This is a genomic window from Betaproteobacteria bacterium (genome assembly GCA_016720925.1).
In the GTDB taxonomy this organism is placed as follows: Bacteria; Pseudomonadota; Gammaproteobacteria; order Burkholderiales; family Usitatibacteraceae; genus UKL13-2.
The window spans coordinates 65,767-81,530 of sequence record JADKJR010000008.1 but is presented as its reverse complement, the minus strand read 5'-3'; the positions used below and the strand labels follow the sequence as shown (position 1 = coordinate 81,530).

General features: G+C 57.8%; 15 protein-coding genes and 2 pseudogenes. 13 read left to right on the top strand and 4 right to left on the bottom strand.

Annotation, left to right across the window (positions count from 1 at the left end; translation table 11 throughout):
• Positions 1-6: 6 nt before the first annotated feature.
• The 6 genes from IPP88_13360 to IPP88_13335 all read left to right on the top strand — a co-directional run bounded on the left by IPP88_13360 (position 7) and on the right by IPP88_13335 (position 3,488).
• Positions 7-495 carry a hypothetical protein gene (locus tag IPP88_13360; GenBank protein MBL0123661.1) on the top strand — a complete coding sequence of 163 codons (489 nt, stop codon included), beginning with the start codon at positions 7-9 and terminating at the stop codon, positions 493-495.
• A gap of 2 nt (positions 496-497) precedes the next feature.
• A complete protein-coding gene (gene ssb, locus IPP88_13355; GenBank protein ID MBL0123660.1) occupies positions 498-890 on the top strand; it encodes a single-stranded DNA-binding protein in 393 nt (130 codons plus the stop codon).
• Positions 891-968: 78 nt separating this feature from the next.
• A complete protein-coding gene (locus tag IPP88_13350; protein MBL0123659.1) occupies positions 969-1,208 on the top strand; it encodes a hypothetical protein in 240 nt (79 codons plus the stop codon).
• Positions 1,209-1,235: 27 nt separating this feature from the next.
• A complete protein-coding gene (locus tag IPP88_13345; GenBank protein MBL0123658.1) occupies positions 1,236-1,475 on the top strand; it encodes a DUF3717 domain-containing protein in 240 nt (79 codons plus the stop codon).
• Between the two features lie 95 nt (positions 1,476-1,570).
• Entirely contained in the window at positions 1,571-2,497 is a 927-nt protein-coding gene (locus IPP88_13340; protein ID MBL0123657.1) for a replication initiator protein A, read from the top strand.
• A gap of 643 nt (positions 2,498-3,140) precedes the next feature.
• Complete coding sequence (locus tag IPP88_13335; GenBank protein ID MBL0123656.1) at positions 3,141-3,488, top strand: hypothetical protein; 348 nt, start codon at positions 3,141-3,143, stop codon at positions 3,486-3,488.
• An 11-nt stretch (positions 3,489-3,499) separates the two neighbouring features.
• On the opposite strand, the gene IPP88_13330 is transcribed toward IPP88_13335, so the two are convergent.
• Positions 3,500-4,549, bottom strand: coding sequence for a nucleotidyl transferase AbiEii/AbiGii toxin family protein (locus IPP88_13330; GenBank protein ID MBL0123655.1), 1,050 nt, complete (start codon positions 4,547-4,549; stop codon positions 3,500-3,502).
• Complete coding sequence (locus IPP88_13325; GenBank protein MBL0123654.1) at positions 4,550-5,170, bottom strand: hypothetical protein; 621 nt, start codon at positions 5,168-5,170, stop codon at positions 4,550-4,552. It lies immediately after the preceding gene.
• Between the two features lie 825 nt (positions 5,171-5,995).
• Here IPP88_13325 and IPP88_13320 point away from each other — a divergent pair.
• The 3 genes from IPP88_13320 to IPP88_13310 are packed head-to-tail and all read left to right on the top strand — an operon-like array spanning position 5,996 to position 7,420.
• On the top strand, positions 5,996-6,256 hold the full coding sequence (locus tag IPP88_13320) for a hypothetical protein (protein ID MBL0123653.1): 261 nt from the start codon (positions 5,996-5,998) through the stop codon (positions 6,254-6,256).
• Positions 6,253-7,206 carry a hypothetical protein gene (locus tag IPP88_13315; protein MBL0123652.1) on the top strand — a complete coding sequence of 318 codons (954 nt, stop codon included), beginning with the start codon at positions 6,253-6,255 and terminating at the stop codon, positions 7,204-7,206. Before IPP88_13320 ends, IPP88_13315 begins: the two co-directional genes overlap by 4 nt.
• Before the next feature lie 25 nt (positions 7,207-7,231).
• Positions 7,232-7,420 carry a hypothetical protein gene (locus tag IPP88_13310; protein ID MBL0123651.1) on the top strand — a complete coding sequence of 63 codons (189 nt, stop codon included), beginning with the start codon at positions 7,232-7,234 and terminating at the stop codon, positions 7,418-7,420.
• Between the two features lie 44 nt (positions 7,421-7,464).
• On the opposite strand, the gene IPP88_13305 is transcribed toward IPP88_13310, so the two are convergent.
• Together IPP88_13305 and IPP88_13300 are read right to left on the bottom strand one after the other, a co-directional pair.
• A complete protein-coding gene (locus IPP88_13305; protein ID MBL0123650.1) occupies positions 7,465-8,112 on the bottom strand; it encodes a type IV toxin-antitoxin system AbiEi family antitoxin domain-containing protein in 648 nt (215 codons plus the stop codon).
• A gap of 230 nt (positions 8,113-8,342) precedes the next feature.
• Entirely contained in the window at positions 8,343-9,245 is a 903-nt protein-coding gene (locus IPP88_13300; GenBank protein ID MBL0123649.1) for a restriction endonuclease, read from the bottom strand.
• A gap of 393 nt (positions 9,246-9,638) precedes the next feature.
• Between IPP88_13300 and IPP88_13295 the strand changes: the two are divergent.
• The 4 genes and pseudogenes from IPP88_13295 to IPP88_13280 all read left to right on the top strand — a co-directional run bounded on the left by IPP88_13295 (position 9,639) and on the right by IPP88_13280 (position 15,762).
• Positions 9,639-12,506, top strand: a pseudogene (locus tag IPP88_13295) (DEAD/DEAH box helicase family protein).
• A gap of 23 nt (positions 12,507-12,529) precedes the next feature.
• Complete coding sequence (gene dinD / locus IPP88_13290) at positions 12,530-13,333, top strand: DNA damage-inducible protein D (protein ID MBL0123648.1); 804 nt, start codon at positions 12,530-12,532, stop codon at positions 13,331-13,333.
• Positions 13,334-13,396: 63 nt separating this feature from the next.
• Positions 13,397-14,676 (top strand): annotated as a pseudogene (locus IPP88_13285) (DUF2130 domain-containing protein).
• An 84-nt stretch (positions 14,677-14,760) separates the two neighbouring features.
• A complete protein-coding gene (locus IPP88_13280; protein ID MBL0123647.1) occupies positions 14,761-15,762 on the top strand; it encodes an ATP-binding protein in 1,002 nt (333 codons plus the stop codon).
• Positions 15,763-15,764 lie beyond the last annotated feature (2 nt).

The following is a 15,764-nucleotide window of genomic DNA, read 5'->3' as shown; positions in this document are numbered from 1 at the left end:
GCAGCGATGAAAAAGAAAATTCAGAAAATGGTCGCGGTCATTCGCGCGGTGCCGCCCGCGATCGGCGCGATCGACAAACGCCGCGAGGCGCTTGTCCGGGAAATCGCCCGCCTCAGACAAGCCGGGACGGTAAACGCGACGCTGTTTTGGCAACAAGGGCGCTTCCTCTATCTCAATCACCGCAGCGCCGGACCCAAACGCGTACGCACCTACGTGGGCAATGATCGTGAGCGCGTCGCGGAGGCTTACGCCCGGGTCAACCGCTATCAAGCGTGCTTGATGCTGGAACAGGTCGTGAAGGAACTGGATCACGAGTTACAGCAGGTTGAACAAACGATTGACGCGGTGATGGGTGATTTGCGCCGATTGACGCTGTGCCCGGAAAAGAAAATCGACCGGGCGCGGCTCCGGCCGCCGGCGCCGGCGCCCGCGCAGACAAATGTAAACAGCAGGACCGAAGCCGGGGAACGGGCTATCAAGAAGGGAAGGGAATAACCATGTCTTACAGCATTACGATTTTGCAGGGCCACCTTGGGCGCGATCCTGAGGTGCGCCATCTGCCCGACGGCACCGCGGTTGCGACCATGAGTGTGGCCACGTCGCGCTTTTGGAAGGACAAAGCCGGCGAGCGCCAGGAAGCGACCGAATGGCACCGCGTGGTGGCGTTCGGCAAGATTGCGGAGAGCTGCGGCGAATACCTCAAGAAGGGCAGCGGGGCGCTGGTGGAAGGCGAGAACCGCACCCGCGAATGGGAAGACAAAAAGCTCGGCGGGTTGAAGCGCTACACCACCGAGATCGTCGCCAACAAGGTCCAGTTCCTGGGCACCAATGGCAAGGTTGTCGAGCCGCCTGCCGGCGACCACCCGGACGATAGCCCGCCACCGCTGTAATGGAGCCGTGCCGGTCGTGACGCGGTGGGCGGCCCGGTCCGCTCATCTTGTCACGGCCGGCACGCACGGAGCTTAACCATGAAAATCCATTCCATCGCAAAACAAAGGGGCGGGGTAAGTGCTGAAACAGCGGACGAGTTACTCGCCGAGCTGAAGGCCGACGTGGCGATGTCCGGGGATCACGAGACGTGGACCGTCGTGACCGATGCTTGCAAGAGCGCCGCGCTCGCCCTTCACCAACGCGGGCTGGTGGAGCTTGAGCAAAACCCGTTGGGTGGGCTCGGCGTGAGGCTTGTCAAGCCGCCGCGGATCGATTGACCTCACGAACCCCGCGAGGCTTTGCTCATGACCCTGCTCACCATTGAAGACCTTGAAATCGCCCTTTGCTTTCACATGCGCCACCACAAACGCGGCGATCCGCTGCCGGCGAGTGCCAGCACGCTTGCCGAGGTGTACGGCTCGATGATCTTTTTTCGGCAGCGCGCTGTTGCGTGGCGACGCTTAAGCGATGAACAGGCGGACTTGGTACGCGTTGCGCTTGAGAGACACCAGCAAGCCCCACTTTTTGATCAACCGTCCCCGTGACAAAGCCTGACAGCGCCATTCGGGGCCTTGTCACTCACCACATTTGAAGCGTCAAGATGACCACGACCCACGCTATTCAAGCGATTCCCCATACGATGGATCCCGCACCGGTACCGAAATATTCGACCGGCAAAAAACGGCTTAGAGCTGTTCTTGCGCCAGACCGTTACTCGCAAGCCGATTTCTTTATGGCCGATATCACCGATGTCGCCAGCAAGGATGATCGCCACTCGATGGAACATCCGCTCTTCAGCATCTCGAAAAAGCCCGACTTCGTTGAACGCAGTTATGAACACGGCGCGCACTTTATCAAGATCAAACCCAGCGGCAAGGGACTGGCGACGATATGGGACAAGGACATTCTGATCTTCGCGATCAGTCAACTCGTCGAGGGCTTGAACCGGGAACGCGCCGACACCGAAAATCGCACGATCCGTTTTTCCGCCTATTCCTATATGGTGGCTACCAACCGCGCCACTGATGGCCGCGAGTACGAGCGCCTACAGGAAGCGCTTGAGCGGCTGCGCGGCACGACGATCATCACCAATATCGAAACCGGCGGCAAACGCATTCGCCGCGGATTCGGTTTCATCGATGAATGGGAAGTGGTCCAGCGTGCTCGCGATGGCCGCATGGAGGCAATTGAGATCACGCTATCCAAGTGGCTTTACAACGCGGTGCAGGCACTTGAAGTGCTGACCATGAACCGCGCCTATTTCCGGCTCACCGGGGGGCTGGAGCGCCGGCTGTACGAGCTTGCCCGCAAGCATTGCGGCAATCAGGCGCGGTGGCCGGTGAGCCTGGCCGTCCTGCACAAAAAGAGCGGCTCGACCGGCACCTTGCGCGAGTTCCGCCGCATGACGAAGGAGATTATCGCGGACGATGCGCTACCCGATTACCGCATGGTCTATCAACGAGACGCCGACAAGATTTTGTTCACCTCCAAAGATGCCAAAGCGCTTGCCCACGCGAGTACTGCTCAGTTGGTACTTGTTATGGAGGGTAGTCCAGAGTACTCGTGACGAGTGTAAGTGGGCCAGGGGCCGGCCCCTGTCACGAAAGGCGCCCCTTCTATCGTGTTATTACCCACACTCTCCGGCCACGATTGCCCGGGGCTTCGTGCGTCACGAGCAGGTATCGTGTTTTTACCCACGCCCCGCCGGCGGTGGGTAACTTCTTGCTTTTTGTGGATCACGTGTGCATAGCGTCGTGTTATTACCCACACTTACGCGTGTTTTCACCCACGTCTTCCTCGTGTTTTTGCCCACGCGTCTTTCGTGTTTTCGCCCACACCAGCCTTCTCCATGTGCCTGTTTTGTCGGTGCAAAATGCTGTTATTCAGGCGTGTAACACGCGCGCGCGTCTTTAACTCTTTTTCTAACGCTTTAACGCGCTACCCTAGTCGCTCAAATAGTTTTGTTGTGGAATGCGCAACGCGTCAAAGCGTCGGCGTGCAGGGCAATGTATGCGCATGAGCGTGATGGCACTACAATACTTCTCATTGCCGGTCGCATGGTTGATCATTCGGCGATGCTTTGAACGTTGGGCCTCGGGAATCAAGACTGTCGATATTTAAACGGGTGACCTATGAGTGACAAAACCAATTCGTACCCACCGCACCTTCGCCCACCCGATCCCGTTGTGGTCGATAATCTTCGCGCGCAGATGACCGCCCACCATGTCCAGTTAGCCACACTTCAAGAGGACCGGCCGCGTGTTCGGCGGCAAGGTGTTGAGGCATTGAAACGGCTGTTGGTGGTCGCTCAATCAGACACCGGCCAATCACGGCGTATCGCTTTTTTTCTGTTGGGGTTGTATAACGGCGTCCGTTTCCCATTTGACCTCACCGATTTTAGAGGCCTCGATTACGCGCTTTTTCAAGACTGCTTGTCCGTTTTGGCGCTGGACTATCAGCCGGAGATTGAAGTGCACCAGTATTTCGCCAACGGTTCGGAATTGTTCGAGCGCCTTGCGTCCAGCTGGAATGCCGAGGCAACCGGACGAGGTACCTGACCGCATGCGCGCTACCCGAGACTAATGGTGCTTCCCGGATCGTTCCGCAATGTCGGCGTGGAGTGAGCAGAATTCACCGCGTCCTGCAGCGTCTGAAGCCTAGCCAAGAGTGTATCCAATGCCATGGGTTCGCCATCGAACATCTGCCCGTCGATCATGGCGCGGTAGTCTGCCGCCAAGGCCCGGGTCGCCTCGGGGGATTGCGGCAACAGGCGTAGCGCGCCCGAAGTACAGAGATCGTAGTTGGCCTGCGCACTGGCGAAGAAAACTTTCTTATGCTTCACCACGTCACTTAACAGCGCCGTGTCGCCCATGGCCCTGATGCCAATTTCATGGTCGGCCAATCTGGCTAGGTCATACCAGTGGCGCGATTTCCGGTCCACCCGCGCCGCAAAATCTGATCGATGGCATTCGACGTGGATCAGCGTGGCTTTTTCCCAGAACGTTCTTTCGCCGGCCAGCACGGCAACCGTGGCAGATGGGAAAAACAAGTCTATTGTGTGACCGACCATATAGGGTTGAACAATATGGGACTCCATCGGCTGGGTGGTGTTGCGGCCACCGAATTCCACCAGGATGTTGCTGGCCATATACCGATTGTGGTCGACATCGGGTAAGGCGGACGGGTAATTGATCCTGAGCGCTTCGGCGTCGTCATCCCATTCAATCGAGCTCTCACCTTCGACTTCTTGCGCGAGACGGGCTCGAAGGTAGGGCACGATGCGTTCCCGCGCGAGAGCGCGAGCCTTGTCGCGTAGCGCTTCGCATCCTTCACGTCGCTGGTTGTTGGAGAGCTCTGGCGAAAACGGATCGAATTCCGGCGAGAGCCATTGATGGTCGATGGTGATGTCGACATCCTCGGAGAATCGATCGATGGCCTTGTGACTTTTGACGAGAGGTTCCCCTTGAACGCCATCGTGGGGGCGTCGGGCATGGTAAAAAGTGCCCGCAGCGTCCAGCAGAGGAAAACGTCTTTTTCCAATACGGTCGCCGCGCGGCCGATGTCCTGACCGACGCGTCGCAGTACCGCTGCGCGCGCTTTGGGGCCGAGTTCCAGAAATTCATCGGCCATGCGATGACTTCGCTTCGAATTGCTGCAGGGCGGTCAGCATCCACGCCGGCATCTGCGTTCGCGCGGCGAGCAGGGTTTGAAACTCTTCCGCCGCCAGCTTCTTCTCGATCTTGGTGAAGGTCTCCGCGGAGACTTCTTCCTTACCCAGGTACCAAAGTGCCGTCCAGGCGATGCCGGCAGGGCGCCCCGCCAACATGAGCTTACGGGGGGCGGCGTGTTTGAGCTCGATCGACATGCTGCCGACGTTCAGTTTCTGGCTACTGCCGGACGTCAAGAAGACGGGACGCATCGGCACCTGTGTGGATAGCCCCAGGCGACGGGCCGCCTCGGCGCCATGCACCTGGATGGTGGCACCGGACCGGGAGGCCACCGCCCGCGCGAGTTCATTCATGTCCGGCGGAATCTCGCCCAAGACATAGGGGCTACGTTCGGGTCGCATGAAGATGCCCTGCGCGACACGGCGAATCGCGCCGGTCCGGGTCAACCGCTCCAGCTGCTTCTGAACCGCCGCAGGGCGAGCCTGCGACATCAGCGTTCGACCGAGCAACAGCCCGCCTTCGGGCGTATTGGCCACGGCATGTCGGACGATTTCAGCGGCGCTGGTTTTCATGGGTATCAAGGCAATCAACGGTGATTGGTACGCCAAGTGTAGCGCTGAATGGCATGGATGTCGATAATATCATCGATATTTCCGACAATTGCGGGGTTGGGCAATGCGCCTGGATTCGCGGGTTGACTGGTGAGGCAGTAGGGTGAGCCTGCCGATGGGTTACACCGATTGGGCGAGCGGCCCAAAGCCGTGCAGCAGGGTCACAAGCAACCGCTGGCAGTCCTTGGCATAGTCGTCTGAATAGCCGCGCAGGAAAATGGGCTTCATTTGAGATAAACCACGCTCATTAGCTGCCAAAACACGCCAACGTGCTGGCAAAGCGGGAAGTGCCGGTCACCATCGCACCTGGAATCGCAATATCCACAACTCTGCGTAACGCATGGACAGAATTCTCCGCTCTCTGTCGCCACTCTGAAAGTTTCCACGGCCCGTTGTAGAAACTCACCAGGGCACTCAAAAGAGCACTTGGCAATCCTGCCCGCTTGCCGCCGTCAGGCCGGGCTCTACTCGGATGCGCAACGCATCCTCACCGAGCCAGCGGTAAACCTGCTGTCTCGTCCAATCGGTAACGATCCCTTTTGCTTCTTCTAGCAGCGGCAGCACGCTCCCGCTGCATGTCGCGCTGCGGCATTGCCGACGCGCGAAACAACGAACGCAGATAAAGGCGTGCGCCTTCCGCTTCGGCTGCCGGCGGGGGATCAAGCGGATTGTTCTCGCGGGTGGATCTCGCCAAAACAATCCTCACTGCGTTTTCGTGTGCGTGTCCTGGCGGTCGCGGATGACGCTCGCCACCGCCCAGCCCCGCGGATTGCGGCGCTGCGCGCCGTGACGTTTTCATTCTTCACGCTGGTGCCGGCCGACTTTCGTTCTTGTCGCCCTTACGAGAAGTTTGCCCGGTGCGCCAGTAATGCAAGGGCCGGTGCCGCTCAAATCCTCACCCGTTCGGTGCTCGCCTGCGGCTCTGCTCCGCGTGCGGCTTCCGGTTTGTCCCTTGCTTTCCTGGCTTCATCACCGGGCAAGACTCTCTCCACGGCGAAAGAACTCAAGATCGATTCAACCACCACCAGAGAGGAATGCCAATCATGAAAACAACCCCACAAGCCGGCTCAGAATCTAAGCTCGATGTGTCGTACGTTTCCGATATTTCCGTAGGTTCCGCGCACGCCGCTTTTCATGGCGTGAGCATGTCGCCCGAGCGTCGCGGAGATACGTTCCGCGCCGAGTATTCCAGCACCCTGGCGGCCGATTACGCAAGCTTCAAGGCGCAGGCCTTCAAGGGCGGTACGTTGCATCTACTCGATGACGAATTTGCGCGTTACCGCGCCGGTTACGCGCAGCACTGCCGCGCTTACCTGGCTTCCAGCAGCCGTTGCATTTCATCATTCATCACCGGGCCGTCAAACTTCCCGGTAAGGCGGGCCGAGAAGCGCAACAACGTTGCGCACCAGCGTCTCACCCAGATGATCGAGTTCCGCGAACGCGCACGCAAAGCAATCATCCGCGCGCTGCGTCCCGATCTTCGCCCCATCATGGCAGGCGATGCCGACGCGCTGCAGCGTTTGCAATCTGACCTGGACAAAGCTGAGGCAATGCAAGAGCGCATGAAGGCCGCCAACGCCGGCATTCGCAAGCACAAGAAAGCTGGACCCGAAGCCCAGGTGGCGGCGCTGACGTTTTTGGGTTTCCCCGAATCGATCGCGCAACAGTTACTCAAGCCTGACTTCGCCGGGCGCATCGGTTTTGCCGACTACGAATTGACGAACAACAGCGCGAACGTCCGGCGCATTCGCCAGCGCATGGAGAAACTGGCTCGCGACAAGGCCGCGCCGGTGATCGAGCGCGAGAGTGAATCGGGCGTCCGCCTGGAAGATGATCCGCCCGCGAACCGCGTGCGCCTGTTTTTTCCGGCTAAACCAGACGAACAGACCCGCAGCAAGCTAAAGGCCCAGGGCTTCCGCTGGTCGCCCACCATCGGCGCATGGCAGGCGTACCGCAATCACTGGTCGATGGAGCTGGCCAAGTCACTGAGCGCCTGACGGCGCTTTGTGACCGAGGCCCATCATGAACAAGGCGCGATTCGCAAGACTTAGCAAGCTTATCGAGGAGTTGTCCGCGATTCGGGACGAAGAGCAGGATGCTTTCGACAATTTGCCCGAGAATTTCCAAAACGGCAGCCAAGGCGAAACGTTGCATGAGGGGATAGACGTGATGGACGAGGTGCTGTCCACCCTGGAGGTGTTTATTGGGTGAGCGCGCGCCGCGCCGGCACCGACGAGCCGATGTTGCGCGCCGGCTTAGGCATCAGACGCTAGGGCGGTCAAATACGGCTCCATTGTCTTCCACACGCCCGCCTCGACGGCACGCTTGGCGATTGCTGCCGGCGTTGTCTTTCGTTTGCGCAGCGCTTCGCGTAGCCCTTCTAGCGCGAGGTTGATGCCGACGGTCCGTCGGTAGCGGAACAGATCGGTGATCGTCTTGGCAATTCCGAAGATAGGCACCCGAACGCCATCGATCCGATGGTGTTCGACATCCCTGGTCAGGTGCGTTTCGGGGAAGCGGGCAAACCGAACCGGCGGATACTGAAATCGCGGACGCCAGTCCTTCGAACCGATCGCCATCCATACTTTCGGGGGCAGTTGATCGGTCAGTTCGTGGAAAGCAAGCGCCGACGCAAGACAGATGACCCCTTTGGGGACAAGTTTGGAGGCTTCAGCGAGTGTATGGTTTGCGTCAACAGACGCGTCCGGGCGTTGATAGAGCCCTCGCGCAAGGCGCACAACCATGCCTTCGCGTTCAAGACGTGAAACGGTGGCTGCGGTTATGCCCAGCGTAAGGAACTCGGACAGGCGCACCATTCCTCGCCGCTGCAGTGGGGACAGCGCCTTGTCCCGTTGAGGGGGCGGTTGACAGTAATATTGATACAAATCCTCGTGAAAAATCATTGGCGTCCGAGGTTTTACATCACACTGCATCGCGTTTCTCAACCCTCGAATTCTTGGCGGACTGACCGACTGCAGTGTCAGCACTTGAACTGTTGCGATCTCCGGCAATGGTGTGCGCCCGCTGTCATAACCTTCAAACGACCAGAGTAGTTCAAAACTTTTCGAATGCCGATCGGCGACGAAAACACGCGCAAACGGATCAACGCGCATTCTGCTTGGTACATACACAGTTACGCGATGTTCATTTTGTATTTGCAACGCGGATAATTCGCGCAGCCCCAGAAATTTCCATGGCTACTTGATCTGTGTACGAGCTTGATAGCACAGCTTGGACAACTCGGTGTCTTATAGTCGCCTTCGGTCGCTACCCCAAGCAGTTTTTGTTGCGCCTCGATACTCAATGTGTCGATCATTTGAAAGAAGCGTTTGCCATCGACGGCATCAATTCTATTGGCCTTGGCAAATTCCACCGCTTCCTGCGTGAAATCAAACGCCGCGAGAAAGATGCCCTCAGTCACCCCTTCATGTGTCATCACGCCCAAAAACTCCCGCAGCGGCTTGATGCCTACTTGTCGTGCTTTCCATGACTTACACTGCACGATGGCGGCCGGGGCAACATCACTATCCTTATATAGCTTCACATCAATCCCGCCGTCAGGCCCCTTTGACAGCATTTCAGCGCGGAATCCCAACTCCCGAAATAACTCCGCGCCAACCGCCTCAAATCGCTTCCACTCAAGCTCGCGCAGCAGTTCGACACTCCAAGATAGCGGTTTCGCATCAACCGGCGCAACTGCCAGCAAAGAATTGACTCTTCGTGTTTCCTTGCCCGGCTTGTCGTATTGCTGGCCGAACGTCGATTCTGTACCACCGCTAGCGGACTGGACTGATCTTCCGCGGCGCATGAAAATTTCGCGCAGCCATGATGCAGCCGCCATTAGGGCGAAAAGCAGTGAAATCCATGTCGAGAACTGGGAAGACAAGTTACCCAATATCTTTCCGGCGCCTTCGCTGCCGAGCATGGCGGGAACTATCCACCGAAGAAAAACGAAACTGAGAATCGCCAAAACAATATTGATCCACCATGGTGCTTCTATCAGCAATTCGAGTAGATTCTCTTTCTTGCGGCTCATTCTTATATCACCGCCCCGTCTCTGCCTGAGTTCGAACCCACGGCGACTGTGCACCTGCTTCAAGGTGAATTTCTTGCGCCGGTAAAGTCCAGGTCAATGAAGTTGACGAGAGACCTCTGGCTGACGTCGGGAATGACTTCTTATGACGCCACCGGCAGCCGATCCTTAACGTAGGAGGCCAGCCGCCTTATAGTTAGGGTTGTGTCTCCGGAAAATGCGCGTTCTTCCCACATGAGTATGCCAAAAAACACAAACCGAATGTTTTTCCCGTCATTAGCCACATGACAATGGCGCCGGGAACGCATTCATGGCGTTTGAAATTGGTTGGCAATTTCGCCAGCTGCCACATTTCTATCAACCGTTTGAAATCGTTGACTCTTGCCTGACCAAGTCATGACGCGCCAGCCACTCACGCCATACCAAAGCCAGTACTACGCGTGGTTGCTGACGCGTCGTGCCGCGAGTGACTCAATGGAATCGCTGGCATCCACGCTGGTGGATTCACAGGTTGACCTTAATCCGCATCAGGTTGAGGCCGCATTGTTTGCCTGCCGAAATCCGCTATCGCGTGGTGTCATCCTCGCCGACGAAGTTGGCCTAGGAAAGACCATCGAGGCTGGCCTCGTTATTTCTCAGCGCTGGGCTGAACGTCGCCGCCGCATCCTGATCATCGTTCCGGCCAACCTGCGCAAGCAGTGGCATCAGGAATTGCAAGACAAGTTTGTTCTGCAATCTCTGATTCTGGAATCCAAAAACTACAACACCTTCCGCAAACAAGAGAGCCAGAATCCGTTCCTGATATCGACGGGCCCGGTGATCTGCTCTTACCAGTTCGCAAAGTCCAAGGCCGAAGATATTAAGGCTATCAACTGGGATCTGGTGGTCATGGATGAAGCGCATCGCATGCGCAACGTTTATAAGACCAGCAATGTCATTGCCAAGACGCTGAAAGAAGCGCTGGCGCGTGTTCACTCAAAAGTATTGCTGACCGCCACGCCGTTGCAGAATTCGCTGCTGGAACTCTACGGCCTGGTGAGCATGATCGATGATCGTGTCTTTGGCGATCTGGAAAGTTTTCGCGTTCAATTCAGCCAGTCAAATCGAGACCAGACGCACGCAGCATTGCGCGCCCGCATCGCGCCGATCTGCAAGCGCACGCTACGCCGGCAAGTGCAGCAATACGTACCCTTCACCGCGCGGCGCGCCATCGTTGAAGAGTTCACGCCATCGAGAGAAGAAAGGGAACTCTCCCATCTCGTGGCGGAATACCTCCGTCGGCCAAACCTGAAGGCGCTGCCGAACAGCCAGCGTCAACTGATCTCCCTGGTGCTGTGGAAACTACTCGCCTCATCAAGCCACGCCATCGCGGGTGCGCTTGAAACGATGGCCAAGCGGTTGCAGGCGTTGCTCGATGACGCGCCGGATGTTCCCGATCTCGCCAATGAGTTGGATGAAGACTACGAGTCGCTCGACGAAACCGCCGACGAGTTGAATGAACTCGCCGCCAATGACGAGTCGGCAGTGAGGAATGAACGCGCTGCGGTCGTCCAGGAAATCGAAGAACTTCGACACTTCAAGACGCTCGCCACCAATATCCGCGACAACACCAAAGGCAAGGCGTTACTGACGGCGCTTGCCCGAGCGTTCGCCGAATTGGATCGACTCGGTGCGGCCAAGAAAGCCATCATCTTCACTGAGTCCCGCCGAACGCAGGAATACTTGCTGTCCCTGCTGGCAGATACTTCCTATGGCGAAGGCATCGTGCTCTTTAACGGCACGAATAGCGACCCGCGCGCACAAGCCGTGTACAAAGAATGGATAGAGCGCCACAAAGGCACGGACAAGATCAGCGGCTCCAAAACCGCCGATACCCGTGCTGCCCTGGTCGAGCATTTCAAGGAACGCGGCACGGTCATGATCGCCACCGAGGCCGGGGCCGAGGGCATCAACCTGCAGTTCTGCTCGCTGGTCATCAACTACGACCTGCCCTGGAATCCGCAGCGCATCGAACAGCGCATCGGTCGCTGCCATCGCTACGGCCAGAAGCACGACGTGGTGGTGGTGAACTTCGTCGACCGCAGCAACGAGGCCGACGCCCGTGTCTATCAATTGCTGGCGGAAAAATTCCAATTGTTTGAGGGCGTCTTTGGCGCCAGCGACGAGGTACTGGGCGCCATCGGCTCGGGCGTGGATTTCGAGCGCCGCATCGCCGACATCTACCAGAACTGCCGCGATCCCCAAGCGATCAAGGCCAGCTTCGAGCAGTTGCAGCTCGACTTGTCGGGTGAAATATCCGAGGCCATGGTAAAGACCCGGCAACTGCTGCTGGAGAATTTCGACGAAGACGTCCAGGACAAACTCCGGGTGAGCGCCGCGGACAGCCGCTCCGCATTGAACCGTTATGAGCGGATGTTGATGGACCTGACCGAGGCCGAACTGGGCGAGTTGCTAAGTTCGATCAAGACGGATTTACGTTGACTCGCTCTCCCGGCGCCGAACTCGACAGCGTCGATCTCGGTCGCTATGAACTGCCGCGCCGTAGCGGTGAAGCACACCTCTACCGTGTTGGACACCCGCTTGCCGTGTGGATCATCGAACAGGCCAAGGCCTGCGACACTACCGACGCGCCTTGTGTTCGACTACGACCGCTACGGTAGCCAGGTCACCACGCTTAAGGCCTATCGTGGGCAGACCGGCTGGCTCTCCGTGAGCCTGCTTTCCGTTGCAGCACTCGGCCAGCAGGAACAGCACCTGATCGTGGCCGCCACCACGGCCGGCGGTGTCGCGTTGGCCGAGGACGATCCGGAGAGGTTGCTCCGCTTTCCGGCACAACAACAAACTGCCTGCCTCTTCACCGCCGGCGATAGCACGCTGGCCGCGGAGGGGGAAGCGCGCAAGCAGCGCCTGCTGCGTGAGATCAACCAGCGTAACCTCGGCTACTTCCAGCAGGAGGTCGAGAAACTCGATGCCTGGGCCGACGACCTGAAGCTCGGCCTCGAGCAGGAAATCAGAGCGATCGATGTCGAGATCAAGGAAGTGCGCCGCACCGCGGCCGTCTCACCGTCACTGGAAGAAAAGCTCGCGCACCAGAAGCACCAGCGCGAACTCGAAGGCAAGCGCACCAAGCTGCGGCGCGAACTGTTCAACCGCCAGGACGAAGTCGAGGCCCAGCGCAATGACCTGATCGCCCAGTTGGAAAAGCAACTGCAACAACAGGTCGAAGAACGAGTATTGTTCACGATCGAATGGGAGTTGAAATAATGCCGAAGAAAAATGAAGTGACGATCGCGGGCAAGTCGTTTGAAGAACTGAAACAGGTCAACGAACATGGCGCGGAATACTGGAGCGCCCGCGCCCTGCAGCCCATGTTGGGCTATAGCCAGTGGCGGCGTTTCGAGCAGGCCATTGAGCGCGCCAAAACCTCTTGTAAAGAATCGGGAAATCCGCCTGAGCATCACTTTGCCGGCGCCGGCAAACCGATCACCGGGGGTAAAGGTGCCGTCCAGATGGTGGATGATTACCAGCTCTCCCGCTTCGCCTGTTACCTCATCGCCCAGAATGGCGACCCTCGCAAGCCGGAAATCGCGCGGGCACAGCAATACTTTGCCATCCAGACCCGCCGCCAGGAGCTTTCCGATCAACTTGCGGCCGATGTGGAACGGCTGGAATTGCGAAAGCAAACCTCCGAAGAATTCAAGGCATTATCCGGCGCCGCGCAAGATGCCGGCGTGCAAAGCAAAATGTTCGGCGTATTCCACGACGCCGGCTACAAGGGTCTCTATGGCGGCCTGGGGCGCGAGTCCATCAAACAGCGCAAGTCCATTCCCGAAAAGGACAACCTGCTCGACCGCATGAACGCGACCGAACTGGCGGCCAACCAGTTCCGCATGACCCAGACCCGCGACAAGTTGGCGCGCGACAATATTCGCAACCAGTCTCACGCAATTCAGACCCATGAAAACGTCGGCAAGGAAGTGCGCGATGCCATCAAGCGCATTGGCGGCACTTTGCCGGAACAGATTCCGCCTGCGAACACATCAGAAGTGAAAGCGGGTCAAGACCGCGACCCCGAAGCTCACGCTGGATGAGCGTGAAGCAGGTGGCTTACTGGGTGACGCCAGCGAAAAGCCCAAGGATAAGTGAGGCGAGCCGTGACCGAACCCACCATCACCTGCCCGCACTGCAAGACGGAAATCAAGCTCACCGAATCGCTGGCCGCGCCGCTGATCGAATCCACTCGCCGGCAATTCGAGCAACAACTGGCGCAGAAAGACAGCGACATTGCCACGCGCGAGCAGGCCATGCGCGAGAAGGAAAATTGCTGGCCGATGCCAAAAGCACACTTGATGAACAAGTGGCCGATCAGGTTGAAGCGCAACTGAAAGAGGATCGAACCCGAATCGCGGCGGAGGAGACCAAGAAAGCCAAGCAAGCCGCCGCAACCGACCTCGACCAGAAAACCCGTGAAGTGGCCGACTTGCAAGAAGTGCTAAAAAGCCGTGAAGAAAAATTGGCCGAGGCACAGAAGGCGCAGGCCGAGCTGATTGTAAAACAGCGCGAACTCGACGACGCCAAACGTGAACTGGAACTCACCGTTCAAAAGCGGGTGCAGGAAGGCTCGACGCCACCCGCCAGCAAGCCAGGAAAGAAGCCGAGGACGAACAGAAGCTCAAGGTGATGGAGAAAGGAGAACACTATTGCCGCGATGCAGAAACAGATCGAGGACCTCAAGCGGCGGGCCGAACAGGGCTCACAACAACTGCAGGGCGAAGTGCAGGAACTGGAACTTGAAAACCTGTTGCGTGCGAAATTCCCCTTCGACACTATCGAGCCGGTACCCAAAGGCGAATATGGCGGGGATGTGCTGCACCGTGTCGTAGGCACGAGCGGCCAGTCGGGCGGCACCATCTTGTGGGAGTTCAAGCGCACCAAGAACTGGAGCGATGCCTGGCTGGTAAAACTTCGCGATGATCAGCGAACCGCGAAGGCGGAAATTGCCGTGATCGTGAGCCAGGTACTGCCGAAGGGCGTTGAAACCTTCGAAATGGTAGAGGGCGTCTGGGTTACGCACCCGCGCGCCGCGTTGCCGGTGGCGATGATCTTGCGCCAGTCATTGCTTGAGCTTGCCCTTGCGCGGCAGGTCACCGAAGGTCAGCAGACCAAAACGGAAATGGTCTACCAATACCTTACTGGCCCGCGTTTCCGCCAGCGCGTGGAGGCCATCGTAGAAGCGTTTTCCACCATGCAGGAGGACCTCGATAAGGAAAAGAAAGCCATCACGAAGCAATGGGCGAAACGCGAAGAGCAGATTGAGCGGGTGATGGGGGCGACGGTGGGGATGTATGGGGATTTACAAGGGATTGCGGGGAAGTCGCTGCAGGAGATTGAGGGCTTAAGTTTTCCCGCACTTGAAGACGGTACAACTGTTTAGCTGCGTAACGTGCGTTACTTGTCCAATGAGTCAGCGCAGATAGTAGACTACTAAACAGATTCGATTCAGTGAAGGAGGAGCGTCATGGCCAGCGGCAAGATATTGAGGCAATTGGTAAAAGCGGGAGCGACCGGAGACACATCTGCTTTCCGTCAAGCATCCGAAGCCATTATCCGCGAGGAGCGCCAAAAGCAACATCATTTGCTCGCCAACGACCTGGAGCAGATCCTTTATGGCGGTAGCCTTCGCACTATATCAACCGCTACTCGCGGACTCGCGGAACGCATCCCTGTGGATCAAGAGCGGGGCCTGCCGCTCCTCAGTCTTCGCGATCCTGCGCGCGGTATGGAAGAAGTCGTTCTCTCCGAAGAAAACCAGCAGGTCATCGAAGACATACTCGAACAACACCACCGCGCTGATGTGCTCAGAAGTTACGGCTTACGTCCCGCAGACAAAATGCTATTTTGCGGCCCGCCCGGTTGCGGCAAGACTCTGACGGCAGAGGTCGTGGCCACGGAACTGAACCTTCCGCTCGCGCTCATTCGGATTGACAGTGTGGTGTCTTCATACTTGGGCGAAACGGCCAGTAATCTGCGCAAGGTCTTCGACTTTATCGATTCGACTCCGATGGTGGCGCTTTTCGACGAATTTGACGCTTTAGGTAAGGAGAGGTCGGATACCAGCGAACACGGCGAACTCAAGCGCGTGGTCAACGCTGTGCTGCAAATGCTTGACGCCTATCAGGGCAAGAGCCTCATCATTGCAGCGACTAACCACGAAGGCATGCTCGATTCTGCGATCTGGCGACGCTTTGAGGAAGTGCTTATATTCGACCTACCTACGCGAGCGCAGCTTGCGCAGCTTCTGACTATCAAATTGCGCGGTGTACGGCGAGACTTTGAATTGGAAGACACTCGGGTTCTTCCATATTTCGCGGAAATGTCCCACGCCGACGTGGAGCGCGTGTTACGGCATGCGATCAAGGACATGATTCTGAAAGGGCAGGAGTTCCTCCAACTTCGCCATATTGAAAAAGCTCAGCAGCGTGAGTTGAACAGAAAGCGTCAATTGTCAGGCGCCTTGTAACA

Coding starts and splice junctions, on each gene's coding strand:
- IPP88_13340 (MBL0123657.1), top strand. CDS start 1,571: ATGGATCCCGCACCGGTACCGAAATATTCGACCGGCAAAAAACGGCTT.
- IPP88_13345 (MBL0123658.1), top strand. CDS start 1,236: ATGACCCTGCTCACCATTGAAGACCTTGAAATCGCCCTTTGCTTTCAC.
- IPP88_13300 (MBL0123649.1), bottom strand. CDS start 9,245: ATGAGCCGCAAGAAAGAGAATCTACTCGAATTGCTGATAGAAGCACCA.
- IPP88_13325 (MBL0123654.1), bottom strand. CDS start 5,170: ATGAAAACCAGCGCCGCTGAAATCGTCCGACATGCCGTGGCCAATACG.
- ssb (MBL0123660.1), top strand. CDS start 498: ATGTCTTACAGCATTACGATTTTGCAGGGCCACCTTGGGCGCGATCCT.
- IPP88_13315 (MBL0123652.1), top strand. CDS start 6,253: ATGAAAACAACCCCACAAGCCGGCTCAGAATCTAAGCTCGATGTGTCG.
- IPP88_13335 (MBL0123656.1), top strand. CDS start 3,141: ATGACCGCCCACCATGTCCAGTTAGCCACACTTCAAGAGGACCGGCCG.
- IPP88_13305 (MBL0123650.1), bottom strand. CDS start 8,112: ATGATTTTTCACGAGGATTTGTATCAATATTACTGTCAACCGCCCCCT.
- IPP88_13280 (MBL0123647.1), top strand. CDS start 14,761: ATGGCCAGCGGCAAGATATTGAGGCAATTGGTAAAAGCGGGAGCGACC.
- IPP88_13350 (MBL0123659.1), top strand. CDS start 969: ATGAAAATCCATTCCATCGCAAAACAAAGGGGCGGGGTAAGTGCTGAA.
- IPP88_13360 (MBL0123661.1), top strand. CDS start 7: ATGAAAAAGAAAATTCAGAAAATGGTCGCGGTCATTCGCGCGGTGCCG.
- IPP88_13310 (MBL0123651.1), top strand. CDS start 7,232: ATGAACAAGGCGCGATTCGCAAGACTTAGCAAGCTTATCGAGGAGTTG.